This window comes from Streptomyces fumanus (assembly GCF_014655295.1).
In the GTDB taxonomy this organism is placed as follows: Bacteria; Actinomycetota; Actinomycetes; order Streptomycetales; family Streptomycetaceae; genus Streptomyces; species Streptomyces fumanus.
Genome location: NZ_BNBI01000010.1, coordinates 261,746 through 274,968, shown reverse-complemented (window position 1 = coordinate 274,968; position 13,223 = coordinate 261,746). Strand labels below are relative to the sequence as shown.

The following is a 13,223-nucleotide window of genomic DNA, read 5'->3' as shown; positions in this document are numbered from 1 at the left end:
GGTGGTCACCAGCCGCGGTTGGCGTAGCGCTCGGTCTCGGGGAGGGTGTCGCAGTTGATGCCGACCATGGCCTCGCCGAGGTTGCGGGACGCGTCCGCGATGATCTTCGGGTCGTCGTAGAAGGTGGTCGCCTTGACGATGGCGGCGGCGCGCTTGGCGGGGTCGCCGGACTTGAAGATGCCGGAGCCGACGAAGACGCCCTCGGCGCCGAGCTGGCGCATCAGGGCCGCGTCGGCGGGGGTGGCCACGCCGCCCGCGGAGAACAGCACCACCGGGAGCTTGCCCAGCTCGGCGACCTCCTTGACCAGCTCGTAGGGGGCGCGCAGTTCCTTGGCGGCGGCGTACAGCTCGTGGTTGTCGTAGCCGCGCAGCCGGGCGATCTCGTTCTTGATCTGGCGCAGGTGGCGGACGGCCTCGACGACGTTGCCGGTGCCGGCCTCGCCCTTGGAGCGGATCATCGCGGCGCCCTCGGCGATGCGGCGCAGGGCCTCGCCCAGGTTGGTGGCGCCGCAGACGAAGGGGGTGGTGAACGCCCACTTGTCGGAGTGGTTGACCTCGTCGGCCGGGGTGAGCACCTCGGACTCGTCGATGTAGTCCACGCCGAGCGACTGCAGCACCTGGGCCTCGACGAAATGGCCGATGCGGGACTTGGCCATGACCGGGATCGAGACGGCCTCGATGATGCCCTCGATCATGTCCGGGTCGGACATCCGGGCCACCCCGCCGTCCTTGCGGATGTCGGCCGGGACGCGCTCCAGGGCCATCACGGCAACGGCGCCGGCGTCCTCGGCGATCTTCGCCTGCTCCGGGGTGACGACGTCCATGATCACGCCGCCCTTGAGCTGCTCGGCCATGCCGCGCTTCACGCGCGCGGTGCCGGTCTCGGGGGCCTGGTTGTCGGGAAGCGTGCTCGCCACGGGTACCTCACTGGTGGGGAAAGAGGATTCTTCGGCCTTGAGGAAACGTGACGGGACCAGGCCACAGCAAGGGCCAATGAGGAGCCGGTGGCTCGTTTTCGAACGGGGTCGGCTAGTTGCCCCGGTCGACCAGGGCCGCCGGGGGCTCGTCGTCCATCTCGAAGGCCAGCGGGAACGGGGCGTGGCCGGCCAGCCGGAACCAGCGGACCTTGCGGTGCTCGCGCAGCCGGCGGGCGGCGCCGACGGCGTCGTTGTGGAAGCGGCGGGCCATCGGCACCCGGCGGACCGCCTCGGTCAGCTCGCCGGCCGCCTCCTCGCCGCCGGGCGCCTCGCGGATCACCTCCACCTGGTGCCGGTCCCCGAACACGGCCCGCAGCGCCTGGCTCAGCTCACTCTCAGCGACCTCCCGCTGCTCCTCCTCGGCCTGCCGGGCGGCGTGCGCGGCCTCGTACAGGACGATCGAGGCGGCCGGGTCCAGGACGCCGGAGGTGGCCAGCTCCTGGGCGACGGAGGCCCGTCGCAGCAACTGGGCGTCCAGCGCGGCGCGGGCGGCGTCGATCCGGGCGTGCAGCCGGTCCAGGCGGCCCGCCGTCCAGCTCAGGTAGAGGCCGACGGCGACGAGGGCGACGAGGATCCAGATCAGGGTTGCGGTCACGCTGCGCCAACTTACCGGGCGGCCCCGGCGCCGTGCCCCGCGGTGCGCACCGGTGCGGCCCGCGCGGGCCGTACCGGCTCAGCCCCGCACAGGCCCGCACCCCGCCCGCTCAGCCCCGCACGAGCCCGAACCGCACCCGCTCAACCCCGCGCCAGCCCGAACCGCACCCGCTCAGCCCCGCACGAGCCCGCCCCGCACCCGCTCAGCCCTCCACGAGCCCGCCCCGCACCCGCTCAACCCCGCGCCAGCCCGAACCGCACCCGCTCAGCCCCGCACGAGCCCGCCCCGCACCCGCTCAACCCCGCGCCAGCCCGAACCGCACCCGCTCGGTCCCGCGCCAGCCCGAACCGCACCCGCTCAGTCCCGCGCCAGCCCGAACCGTGCCCGCAGCCCCGTGGCCCGCTCGTCCGTGGCGACCGCCGCCGCGCCCGCGGTCACCGTCTCGTACACCGACAGGATGTCCGCACCGACCGTCGACCAGTCGAAGCGGCGGACGTGGGCGCTGCCCCGCTCCCGCAGTTCCGCGCGCCGGGCCGGGTCCTCCAGCAGGCGTACGGCCGCGGTGGCGAGGGCGTCGGCGTCCTCGTTGGGGAACAGCTCCCCCGCCGCCCCCCGGTCCAGGACCTGGGCGAAGGCGTCCAGGTCGGAGGCGAGCACCGGCGCCCCCGCCGACATCGCCTCGACGAGGATGATGCCGAAGCTCTCGCCGCCGGTGTTGGGAGCCACGTACAGGTCGACGCTGCGCAGGAAGCGGGCCTTGTCCTCGTCGCTGACCATGCCGAGGAACTCCACCCGGGAGCGCAGGTCGGCGGGGAGCGGGGCGACCGCCTCCTCCTCGTCGCCGCGCCCGGCCACCAGCAGCCGGGTGTCCGGGCGGGCGGCGAGGATCGAGGGCAGGGCCCGCATCAGCACCGGCAGGCCCTTGCGGGGCTCGTCGATGCGCCCGATGAAGCCGATGGTGCCGCCCTGCCACTCGGGGCGGGGCGCGGCCTTGGCGAAGAAGTCGACGTCGACGCCGTTGGGGATGACCACCGCGTCGCCGCCGAGGTGCTCGACCAGGGTGCGGCGGGCGTACTCGCTGACCGCGATGCGGGCGCTGATCTTCTCCAGCGCGGCCTGCAGGATGGAGTACGCGGCGATCATCGCGCGGGAGCGCGGGTTGGACGTGTGGAAGGTCGCCACGATCGGGCCCTGCGCCGCCCAGCAGGCCAGCAGGCCCAGCGAGGGCGAGGTCGGCTCGTGGATGTGGATGACGTCGAAGGCGCCCTCGTGCAGCCACCGCCGTACCCGGGCGGCGCTCAGGAAGCCGAAGTTCAGCCGGGCCACCGAGCCGTTGTACGGCACCGGCACCGCGCGGCCGGCCGAGACGACGTAGGGCGGCAGCGGGGTGTCGTCGTCGGCCGGGGCGAGGACGGACACCTCGTGGCCGAGCCGGATGAAGTACTCGGCCAGGTCACGGATGTGGAACTGGACCCCGCCGGGGACGTCCCACGAGTACGGGCAGACGATGCCGATCCTCACGAGGGCCCCTTCGCGGGGTCGAGGTCGGCGAGCCACAAGCGCTGGAGCATGTGCCAGTCCTCCGGATGGTCGGCGATCCCCGTGGCGAAGGCGTCGGCCAGCGCCTGTGTCATCACAGACGTCTTCTCCCGCCGGGTGCCTGACTCGGGCACCTCGACGGGCGGATGGACCCGGCCGCGCATCACGGGCGTCTCGTCGTACCACAGGGTGACCGGCAGCAGTGCCGCGCCGGTCTGCTGGGCGAGCAGGGCGGGTCCGGCGGGCATCCGGGCCGGCTCGCCGAAGAAGCCGACCTCGACGCCGGAGGCGGACAGGTCCCGGTCGGCGACCAGGCAGACCAGGCCGCCGGCGCGCAGCCGCCGGGCGAGGGTGCCGAAGGCGGCGCCGCCGCTGTGCGGCAGGACCTCCATGCCGAGGCCCTCGCGGTAGGCGACGAACCGGTCGTAGAGCGTCTCGGGCCTGAGGCGCTCGGCGACCGTCGTGAAGGGGATGCCCAGGTGGGTGGTGACCCAGGCGCCGGCGAGGTCCCAGTTGGCCAGGTGCGGCAGGGCGAGGACCACGCCCCGGCCGGCGTCCATGCCCTCGGTCAGGTGGTGCAGGCCCTTGGGGTCGAAGGCCGCCGCGATGCGCTCCCGGCTCCAGACCGGCAGCCGGAACGACTCCATCCAGTACCGCAGATAGGACCGCATGCCCGCGCGGGAGAGCGCGGCGAGCCGCTCGGGGCCCGCGCCGGGCACCACGCGCGCGTAGTTGCCCTCCAGCCGCAGCACGCCCTTGCCGCGCCGCTTCCAGGCGAGGTCGGCGATGGTCCGGCCGAGCCGGGCGGCGACGGGCTCGGGCAGCTTCTTCACGGTGCCCCAGCCGGCGCCGTACAGCGCGTCGGTCAGGCGCTCCTGGGCGCTCACTGGGCCGCCTCGCTCCCCTGCGTCTCCCGGTCCGCGGCGGCCTCCGCCTCGGCGGACTCCCGGCGCACCGTGACCACCCGCTGGACCAGCGTCACCAGGCTGCCGACGGCGACGATCCACAGGGCCACCGGCAGCAGGTACTGGATGCCGGGCACACCGAACTTGTGCAGACCCGCGAAACCGGCCGCGACCAGCGAGATCACCAGCCGCTCGGCCCGCTCCACCAGTCCGTTGACGGCGACCGGCAGCCCGATCGACTCGCCCCGCGCCTTGGTGTACGACACCACCTGGCCGCTGGCCAGGCAGAAGATCGACACCGCGCACAGCACATTGTCGTCGCCGCCGCCCGCGTACCAGAGCGCGAAGCCGCCGAAGATCGCCCCGTCGGCGACCCGGTCCAGCGTGGAGTCCAGGAAGGCCCCCCAGCGGCTGGAGCGCCCCAACTGGCGGGCCATGTTGCCGTCGACCAGGTCCGAGAAGACGAACAGCGTGATCACGACGGTGCCCCAGAAGAACTCGCCCATGGGGTAGAAGACCAGCGCGCCCGCGACCACCCCGGCGGTGCCGATCAGCGTGACCGTGTCCGGGCTCACGCCCCGGCGGATGAGAAACGCGGCGAACGGTGTGAGGACACGCGTGAAAAATGCACGCGCGTACTTGTTCAGCATGGCCTTCCCGACGGTCGGTGTCGCCGCGTGGCCCCGCTGGCCACCGGCTGGCCCATCGTAGCCACGCGCGCGCGTGGGCGACGGCCGGGCACCCGGACCGCCCTCGCGGGCCCGGGCGGAGTCCGGGGAACGGTCCTTCGTATGGACGCGGCGTGACACCAGTGGAAAGCTCGAAGGACCGCGGGCGTCGCCGGAGCCGCCAGTGCACGCGGTCCCGCGCGTCCGCGCCCCCAGTGACCTCACCGTGCACGGGAGGCAGAGACATGGGCGACAAGGCACACACCCACCCCGGAGCCGCCGGCAGGGCACAGGCGGCCGACCATCCCGCGTCCGTACGGAATGTGGTGCTGGTCGGCCACTCCGGTTCGGGCAAGACGACTCTGGTGGAGGCCCTCGCGCTGACCGCGGGGGCCCTGAACCGGGCCGGCCGCGTCGAGGACGGCGGCTGCGTCTCGGACTACGACGAGATGGAGCACCGGCAGCAGCGCTCCGTACAGCTCTCCCTGGTGCCCGTCGAATGGGACGGCATCAAGGTCAACCTCCTGGACACGCCCGGGTACGCCGACTTCGTCGGTGAGCTGAGGGCCGGTCTGCGGGCGGCGGACGCGGCCCTCTTCGTCGTCTCGGCCGCGGACGGCGTGGACGGCTCGACCCGCATGGTCTGGGAGGAGTGCGCGGCCGTCGGCATGCCCCGCGCCCTGGTGATCACCCACCTGGAGGCCGCCCGCGCCGACTTCGAGGAGATGACCCGGATCTGCGCCGAGGCGTTCGGCGGCGACGACCCCGACGCGGTGCTGCCGCTCTACCTCCCGCTGCACGGACCACGGGCCGCCGACGGGCACGCGCCCGTGACGGGACTGATCGGCCTGCTCACCCAGAAGCTGTTCGACTACTCGACCGGCGAGCGCAAGGAGTCCGAGCCGGGCGCCGACGAGCTGCCGCTGATCGAGGAGGCCCGCAACCGGCTGATCGAGGGGATCATCGCGGAGAGCGAGGACGAGACCCTCATGGACCGCTACCTCGGCGGCGAGCAGATCGACGTCAAGACCCTGATCCAGGACCTGGAACGGGCCGTGGCCCGCGGGTCCTTCTTCCCCGTGCTGGCCGCCGCCCCCGCGGCCGAGGGCGCCCGGCAGGGACTGGGCACGGTCGAGCTGCTGGAGCTGGTCGTGCGCGGCTTCCCGACCCCGCTGGAGCGCGAGGCACCCCGGGTGACCACCCCGGACGGCCGGCCGCGCGAGCTGAACCGGTGCGACCCCGACGCGCCCCTGGTCGCCGAGGTCGTGAAGACCTCCTCCGACCCCTACGTCGGCCGGGTCTCCCTGGTCCGCGTCTTCTCCGGCACCCTCCGCGCCGACCAGACGGTGCACGTCTCCGGGCACGGACTGGCCGACCGCGGCCACGAGGGCCGCGCCCTCCACGAAGCGGACGAGCGCATCGGCGCGCTGTCCACGCCCTTCGGCAAGCAGCAGCGGCCGGTCACCCACGTCATCGCGGGCGACCTGGCGTGCGTGGCGAAGCTCTCCCGCGCGGAGACCGGCGACACCCTCTCCGCCAAGGACGACCCGCTGCTGATGGAGCCGTGGGACATGCCCGACCCGCTGCTGCCGCTCGCCATCCAGGCGCACAGCAAACCGGACGAGGACAAGCTCTCCCAGGGGCTGGCCCGGCTGGTCGCCGAGGACCCCACCATGCGGCTGGAGCAGAACCCGGACACCCACCAGGTCGTCCTGTGGTGCCTGGGCGAGGCCCACGCGGACGTCGCCCTGGAGCGGCTGCGCAGCCGGTACGGCGTCCAGGTCGACGTCGTCCCCCACAAGGTCTCCCTGCGCGAGACCTTCGGCGGGAAGGCCGGCGGGCGCGGCCGGCACGTCAAGCAGTCCGGCGGGCACGGCCAGTACGCGATCTGCGAGATCGAGGTGGAGCCGCTGCCGGGCGGCTCCGGCATCGAGTTCGTGGACAAGGTGGTCGGCGGCGCGGTGCCCCGGCAGTTCATCCCCTCGGTCGAGAAGGGGGTGCGGGCGCAGGCCGCCAAGGGCGTCGCCGCGGGCCATCCGCTGATCGACGTCCGGGTGACGCTGCTGGACGGCAAGGCGCACTCGGTGGACTCCTCCGACGCCGCCTTCCAGACGGCCGGCGCGCTGGCGCTGCGGGAGGCCGCCGCCGGCGCCCGCATCCATCTGCTGGAGCCCGTCGCCGAGGTCAGCGTGCTGGTCGGCGACGACTACGTGGGCGCCGTGATGAGCGACCTGTCCGGGCGGCGCGGCCGGGTGCTCGGCACCGAGCAGACCACCGGCGGACGCACCCTGATCCGGGCCGAGGTACCGGAGATCGAGATCGGCCGGTACGCGGTGGACCTGCGGTCCCTGTCGCACGGCACGGCCCGGTTCAACCGCCGCTACGCCCGGCACGAACCGATGCCGCCGCAGCTCGCCGAACGGCTCCGCGAGGAGGCGCGCGCCGGAGCGTGAACGGCGCGCCGGGAGCGCGGAGCGGCATGTCGGCGGGCGGCTTGAGCCGTCCGCCGACGCGGCCCGGCACCGGGCGATACGCTGATGACCTGATCAACAGGTGTGCGCAGGACGGAAGTCGGGAAGGCCGCTTGAGCGAGAGCGGCTTCGATCGGGGGCGGTAATGACCGTTGACGGCGGTTACGCGGATTTCTTCGGGCCTCAGGTGCCCCGGACGGGAGACGCGAGCCAGACGGCCACCTACGCGCTGGCGTCGGCCGCCTACCGGGACAACCCGGTCGAGGAGATCAAGAAGGCCGACAACGAGTGGCACCAGACCACCGTGAAACCCGGCCGCTCCTGGGCCAAGATCTTCCGGCCCAACCTCGGCGAAGCCTTCGCCGCCGCCGTGGTCGCCCGGATGCTGGGCCCCGGCCGCAAGCCGCTCATCCAGTCCTTCGGCACCGAGCCGCAGGTCGTCGTCGAGCACTGCCTGGCCGCCAACCGCATCCGCAGGATCCGCGACCTGCGGCTGACCGCCGTCATGGCGATCTGCGGCCTGGTCTTCCTGCCCGGGATGCTGGTCTGGCTGCTCGCCTTCATCATCCGCAGCGCCGTCGCCAAGACGGAGAACCAGCGGGCCGGCGCGCTCGCCACCGCCGTCCTGGTCGGCGTCGGGGCGCTGGCCGCGCTGTTCCTGGTCAAGATGCCCTTCGGCGGCTTCTGGGGCTGGTACGCGCGAGCCGCGGTGGTCATGCCGGTGGTCGGCTGGTTCTGGGCCAAGCGGATCTGCGAGCAGACCGCCAAGGACCTGCGGGACCGCTGGAGCGGCCTGCTGGCGGGCGCCGGCATCGGCGCCAAGGTCCCCGAGGCGGTGCCCAGCAACCCCAGCGAGACCGCCGCCGAGCAGTTGCGCCAGTCCCTGGCCAAGCTGGGCGCCGAACAGCAGTCCAATTCGGTCTTCTACGCCGGCCCCAAGGGCATACTCGGCATGGGCACCCGCTGGGGAAGCTGGCAGCTCGCCGAGGAGCTGGTGCCCGCCGACCCGACCCGGGAGATCCACCCGTTCCGCGCCTGGGACGTCGTCCGCTCCATCCACGACCAGTTGCGGATGCTGGAGCGCGGCCCGCTGAACACCGGCGGCTTCCCCAAGCCCTCCATACGGCACTGGATCGTCACCCCGATCGGGGAGAACGCCTCGGCGGTCTCCCGCCCCGAGGGCACCGACGTCGAGGCGTACCAGGTCAAGCCGCACGCCGTGCAGGAGATCTGCAACAAGCAGCAGTTCGGCGCGGGCGACCGGCACTACCTGGGCGTGCAGTGGACGCTGTGGGACGGCCAGTTGGTCCTCACCATGATGATCACGGTGACGGTGCTGCACGCCACACTGCGCATCGAGGTCACCGGCCATGCCCTGGGCCCGGTGAACTCGCTGTTCACCGGTGGGCCGACGGCACCGTCCAAGGAGGTCGCCAAGTCGTTCAAGCCCTGGGAGACCCGCAAGGTGATGCTCCCGCTGGTCCCCACCGACGAGGTGGTGCGGCTCGCCGTCCGCGCCCCGCTCACCGTCTACCCGCCGCTGCTGAACTGGCTCGGCGGCACCATCGCCCTGCCCGAGCCGTTCGGCCTGCGGCACGCCTGGGCGGACCAGCCCTGGCGGCACCGCTTCATGGCCGACGACGCGCTGCGGGCGGCCACGCCGGTGCTGCGGGTGGTCCACCAGGCCGCGATCAAGGTGCTGGCGGAGAACGGCGTGGACACGGAGAAGTTCGGCGCCCGGTCGGCGTTCCTGAGCGGCGCGGTCCAGGACCCCTCCCCCAGGAAGGCCGACCTCTACGACGCGTGATCCGCGTTACGCGGGCCACGCCTCCGCGAGCATCTTGCGGGTGTCGCCCAGCAACTGCGGCAGCACCTTCGTGTGGCCGACCACCGGCATGAAGTTGGTGTCGCCGCCCCAGCGGGGCACGATGTGCTGGTGCAGGTGGGCGGCGATGCCCGCGCCGGCCACCGAGCCCTGGTTCATGCCGATGTTGAAGCCATGGGCGCCGGAGGCGGTGCGCAGCGCCGTCATCGCCTGCTTGGTCAGCTCGGCCAGCTCCGCGGTCTCCGCGCCGGTCAGCTCGGTGTAGTCGGCGACGTGCCGGTAGGGCACGGCCATGAGGTGGCCGCCGTTGTACGGGTAGAGGTTGAGCACCGCGTACACGTGCTCGCCGCGCCGGACGACGAGACCGTCCTCGTCGGAGCCCGCCGGGATCGAGCAGAAGGGACAGCCGTCGCCGGCCCCGGGGCCGCTCGGCTTGTTCTCCCCCTGGATGTAGGCCATCCGGTGGGGCGTCCACAGGCGCTGGAACGCGTCCGGCGTCCCCACTCCCAACTGCTGCTCCGGCTCACTCGTCATGCGTGCAGCATATGGCGTCGACCTGCGGACGCGGGAAAGGCCCCCGGGTTCTCCCCGGGGGCCCGCCGGGCGTCCGGTCAGACCTGCGCCCGCTCCTCGACCACCTTGGCGATCTTGGCGATGGCCTCGTCGACCGGGATGCCGTTCTCCTGGGAGCCGTCGCGGTAGCGGAACGAGACGGCACCGGCCGCCATGTCCTCGTCCCCGGCGATGACCATGAAGGGCACCTTCTGCTTCTGGGCGTTCCTGATCTTCTTCTGCATCCGGTCCGAGGACGCGTCCACGTCCACCCGCAGCCCCGCCGCCCGCGCCCGCTCCGCGAACTGCTGGAGGTAGGGCACGTGCGCGTCGCCGATCGGGATGCCCAGCGCCTGGACCGGCGCGAGCCAGGCCGGGAAGGCGCCGGCGTAGTGCTCCAGGAGGACGCCGAAGAACCGCTCGATGGAGCCGAACAGCGCCCGGTGGATCATGACGGGCTGCCGGCGGGAGCCGTCCGCGGCGGTGTACTCCAGGCCGAACCGCTTGGGCTGGTTGAAGTCGACCTGGATGGTCGACATCTGCCAGGACCGGCCGATGGCGTCCTTGGCCTGCACGGAGATCTTCGGCCCGTAGTACGCGGCGCCGCCCGGGTCCGGGACCAGCGGCAGGTTCTGCTTCTCGGCGGCCTGGCGGAGCGCCTCGGTGGCCTCCTGCCAGTCCTCGTCCGAGCCGATGAACTTGTCGGAGTCGTCGCGGGTGGACAGCTCCAGCTCGAACTCGGTCAGGCCGTAGTCGCGCAGCAGGTCGAGCACGAAGGTGAGGAGGGTGTCCAGCTCCTCGGGCATCTGCTCGGTGGTGCAGTAGATGTGCGAGTCGTCCTGGGTGAAGCCGCGCGAGCGGGTCAGGCCGTGCACCACGCCCGACTTCTCGTACCGGTACACGGTCCCGAACTCGAACAGGCGCAGCGGCAGCTCCCGGTAGGACCGGCCGCGCGACTTGAAGATCAGGTTGTGCATCGGGCAGTTCATCGCCTTGAGGCGGTAGTTCTGCTCGTCGAACTGGATGGGCGGGAACATGCCCTCCGCGTAGTGCGGCAGGTGCCCGGAGATCTCGAAGAGGTGCTCCTTCGAGATGTGCGGGGTGTTGACGAACTCGTACCCCGACACCTCGTGGCGACGGCGCGAGTAGTCCTCCATGACCTTGCGGATCACTCCGCCCTTGGGGTGGAAGACTGCGAGGCCGGGGCCCAGCTCGTCGGGGAAGGAGAACAGGTCCAGCTCGGCGCCGAGCTTGCGGTGGTCGCGCTTCTCGGCCTCGGCGAGGAAGTCCAGGTGGGCCTTGAGCTCGTCCTTGGACGGCCAGGCGGTGCCGTAGATCCGCTGGAGCTGGGGGTTCTTCTCGCTGCCGCGCCAGTAGGCGGCGGCGGAGCGCATCAGCTTGAACGCCGGGATGTTCCGGGTGGTCGGCAGGTGCGGGCCGCGGCAGAGGTCCTTCCAGCACAGCTCGCCGGTCTTGGCGTCGAGGTTGTCGTAGATGGTCAGCTCGCCGCCGCCGACCTCGGCGTCGGCGCCGTCGGCGGCCTGCGCGGCGTTGCCCTTGAGGCCGATCAGCTCCAGCTTGTACGGCTCGTCCGCCAGCTCCTCGCGGGCGGCGTCGTCGCTGGTGACGCGGCGGGAGAAGCGCTGGCCCCGCTTCTGGATCTCCTGCATCTTCTTCTCGATGCGCTTGAGGTCCTCGGGGGTGAAGGGCTCCTTGACGTCGAAGTCGTAGTAGAAGCCGTCCCGGATGGGCGGGCCGATGCCCAGCTTGGCCTCGGGGAAGAGCTCCTGCACGGCCTGTGCCATGACGTGCGCGGTGGAGTGGCGCAGGATGTTCAGGCCGTCCTCGGAGGAGATCTCGACGCCCTCGACGGTCTCGCCGTCCTGGAGCTGGTAGGCGAGGTCCTTCAGCTCGCCGCCGACGCGGGCGGCCACGATCGAGCGTTCCCCGGCGAAGAGGTCGGCGGCCGTGGTGCCCGTCGTCACCACGCGTTCTTCCCGCTCGGAATCGCGTTGGATGATCACACGGACGTCTGACACCGGTCTCTCCTGACTGAAGGCGAAGTGCGGCGCCATACCGGAGCGCACGCATGAGCCCGATCGTACCGACCCGCCCGGGTCCCCCGCGAAATCAGTCCCCGGCGGCGGGGGCGGCCCCGCCCGCGCCGGCCGCCGTCCGGAACCGGAGGGTCCGCCTGCCGGGCCGCCGGACCGCAAAGACCCGTCCTCATGTGGTGCCCTTCCGGCGTACGGGGCGAACCGCCCGGGTATCACCGGATCGGGCAGTGGACGGGGCGTCAACCGCCGGGCTGGGACGAGGGGTTGTGATGCGCTATGACGTGCTGGTACGAGGGTCCCCTGGCCGCGTTCGACACGGGGGCCACGGGTGCGGACGCCGAGACCGACCGGATCGTGTCGGCCGCGGTCGTCGTCCAGGACGCCGAGGGGCTCCGGCCCCGGATCACCCGCTGGCTGGTGAACCCGGGGGTGCCGGTGCCCGCTCCGGCGGTGGAGGCGCACGGGCTGACCGAGGAGCGCCTGCAGCGGTACGGCCGCTGGCCGGCGCCGGTGATGTACGAGGTGGCGGAGGCGCTGGCGGAGCAGGCGCGGGCCGGGCGCCCGCTGGTGGTGATGGACGCGCCGTTCGGTCTGACGCTGCTCGACCGGGAGCTGCGGCGGCACCGCGCCTCGTCGCTGGCCCGCTGGCTGGAGCGGACGCCGCTGCACGTGCTGGACCCGAGGGTGCTCGACAGGCACCTGGACCGCTACCGCAAGGGCCCGCGGACGCTCACCGATCTGTGCGAGCACTACGGCGTGGCCCTGGAGGGGGCGCGGGACGCGGCGGTGGACGCGCAGGCGGCGCTGGAGGTGGTCCGGGCGGTGGGGCGGCGCTTCGCGGGCCGGCTGGACCGGGTCTCCCCCGCCGAGCTGCACACCTTGCAGGCGGTGTGGCACGCGGGGCAGGCGCGGGGCCAGCAGACGTGGTTCGCGCCGAACGGCGACGAGCAGCCGGTGGACCCGGCGTGGCCGCTGCGCCCGGACCTCCCGGCGGCGGCGTAGCCGTCGGCATGTCCGTATACGAAGAAGCCGGTCCGTCAATTTTCGACGGACCGGCTTTCCCGGGTGGTGGGCGATACTGGGTTCGAACCAGTGACCTCTTCGGTGTGAACGAAGCGCTCTCCCACTGAGCTAATCGCCCGGGAACGCACTGAACCATACAGGCCCCGGCCCGCTTCCTTCAAACCGCTTCCAGGTGGGCGGCCAGTCCGCGCCGCCCGGCGCGCATCATCAGGGTGTGGTTGGCGCGGAAGAAGGGCCGTCCGGGCACGGCGAGCCGGCGCAGCAGCGGCTTGCGGACGTCGACCTCCTGGTCGTAGCGGACCAGGGTGCCGGTGCCGCGCGGGGTGACCGTCCAGCGGGACCAGCCCTCGATGTCGCCGGTGAGGACGGCCCGCAGGACGCCCGCCGCCGGGTCGCGCCGCTCCTCCCGCACCGTCTGGGTCAGGTCGTACGGGAGGAGGGAGCGGATGCGCAGGATGCCGGTGGCGTCGTCGAGGCGGGTGACCTCGCGGACCTGGGGCCACCAGCGGGGGTAGTCCTCGACGCGTTCCAGGGCGCGGTAGACGGCCGGGGCGGGGGCGGGCAGCTCCCACAGGCTGCGGAAGCGGTAATGGTTCCAGTCCACGCGGGTT

Annotated in this window: 11 protein-coding genes and 1 tRNA gene; 3 read left to right on the top strand and 9 right to left on the bottom strand. The window is 72.6% G+C overall.

The genetic code is table 11. From position 1 onward, the window contains the following. Positions 1–5: 5 nt before the first annotated feature. The 5 genes from pdxS to pgsA form a co-directional block, all read right to left on the bottom strand. Positions 6–917, bottom strand: coding sequence for a pyridoxal 5'-phosphate synthase lyase subunit PdxS (pdxS, locus tag IE316_RS23415; RefSeq protein ID WP_190206408.1), 912 nt, complete (start codon positions 915–917; stop codon positions 6–8). A 112-nt stretch (positions 918–1,029) separates the two neighbouring features. Beyond that, the gene (locus IE316_RS23410; protein WP_190206407.1) at positions 1,030–1,572 is read right to left on the bottom strand and encodes a hypothetical protein; all 543 of its coding nucleotides are present in this window, start codon (positions 1,570–1,572) and stop codon (positions 1,030–1,032) included. 357 nt (positions 1,573–1,929) lie between these two features. Beyond that, positions 1,930–3,093 (bottom strand): glycosyltransferase family 4 protein, encoded by a 1,164-nt coding sequence (locus tag IE316_RS23405; protein ID WP_190206406.1) that lies wholly within the window; start codon positions 3,091–3,093, stop codon positions 1,930–1,932. After that, entirely contained in the window at positions 3,090–3,998 is a 909-nt protein-coding gene (locus IE316_RS23400) for a phosphatidylinositol mannoside acyltransferase (protein WP_190206405.1), read from the bottom strand. Before IE316_RS23400 ends, IE316_RS23405 begins: the two co-directional genes overlap by 4 nt. Beyond that, on the bottom strand, positions 3,995–4,666 hold the full coding sequence (pgsA, locus tag IE316_RS23395) for a phosphatidylinositol phosphate synthase (RefSeq protein ID WP_190206404.1): 672 nt from the start codon (positions 4,664–4,666) through the stop codon (positions 3,995–3,997). The genes IE316_RS23400 and pgsA overlap by 4 nt, the downstream gene beginning before the upstream one ends. A gap of 263 nt (positions 4,667–4,929) precedes the next feature. Here pgsA and IE316_RS23390 point away from each other — a divergent pair, with 263 nt between their 5' ends. Next, positions 4,930–7,137 carry an elongation factor G-like protein EF-G2 gene (locus IE316_RS23390; RefSeq protein ID WP_190206403.1) on the top strand — a complete coding sequence of 736 codons (2,208 nt, stop codon included), beginning with the start codon at positions 4,930–4,932 and terminating at the stop codon, positions 7,135–7,137. Positions 7,138–7,300: 163 nt separating this feature from the next. Beyond that, entirely contained in the window at positions 7,301–8,962 is a 1,662-nt protein-coding gene (locus tag IE316_RS23385) for an AbeC-like domain-containing protein (RefSeq protein WP_190206402.1), read from the top strand. A 6-nt stretch (positions 8,963–8,968) separates the two neighbouring features. Here the strand turns inward: IE316_RS23385 and IE316_RS23380 are convergent, their stop codons facing one another. Both IE316_RS23380 and thrS read right to left on the bottom strand, forming a co-directional pair. Next, positions 8,969–9,514, bottom strand: a complete 546-nt coding sequence (locus IE316_RS23380; RefSeq protein WP_190206401.1) for an HIT family protein — start codon at positions 9,512–9,514, stop codon at positions 8,969–8,971. Between the two features lie 77 nt (positions 9,515–9,591). Further along, the gene (gene thrS / locus IE316_RS23375) at positions 9,592–11,571 is read right to left on the bottom strand and encodes a threonine--tRNA ligase (protein WP_190206400.1); all 1,980 of its coding nucleotides are present in this window, start codon (positions 11,569–11,571) and stop codon (positions 9,592–9,594) included. Between the two features lie 294 nt (positions 11,572–11,865). On the opposite strand from thrS, the gene IE316_RS23370 reads away from it, so the two are divergent. Beyond that, a complete protein-coding gene (locus tag IE316_RS23370; RefSeq protein WP_190206399.1) occupies positions 11,866–12,591 on the top strand; it encodes a 3'-5' exonuclease in 726 nt (241 codons plus the stop codon). Positions 12,592–12,655: 64 nt separating this feature from the next. Here IE316_RS23370 and IE316_RS23365 read toward each other — a convergent pair. Together IE316_RS23365 and IE316_RS23360 are read right to left on the bottom strand one after the other, a co-directional pair. Further along, positions 12,656–12,730, bottom strand: a tRNA-Val gene (locus tag IE316_RS23365). Between the two features lie 39 nt (positions 12,731–12,769). After that, positions 12,770–13,216: an SRPBCC family protein gene (locus IE316_RS23360; protein WP_190206398.1), complete on the bottom strand. Its 447-nt coding sequence runs from the start codon at positions 13,214–13,216 to the stop codon at positions 12,770–12,772. Positions 13,217–13,223: the final 7 nt, after the last annotated feature.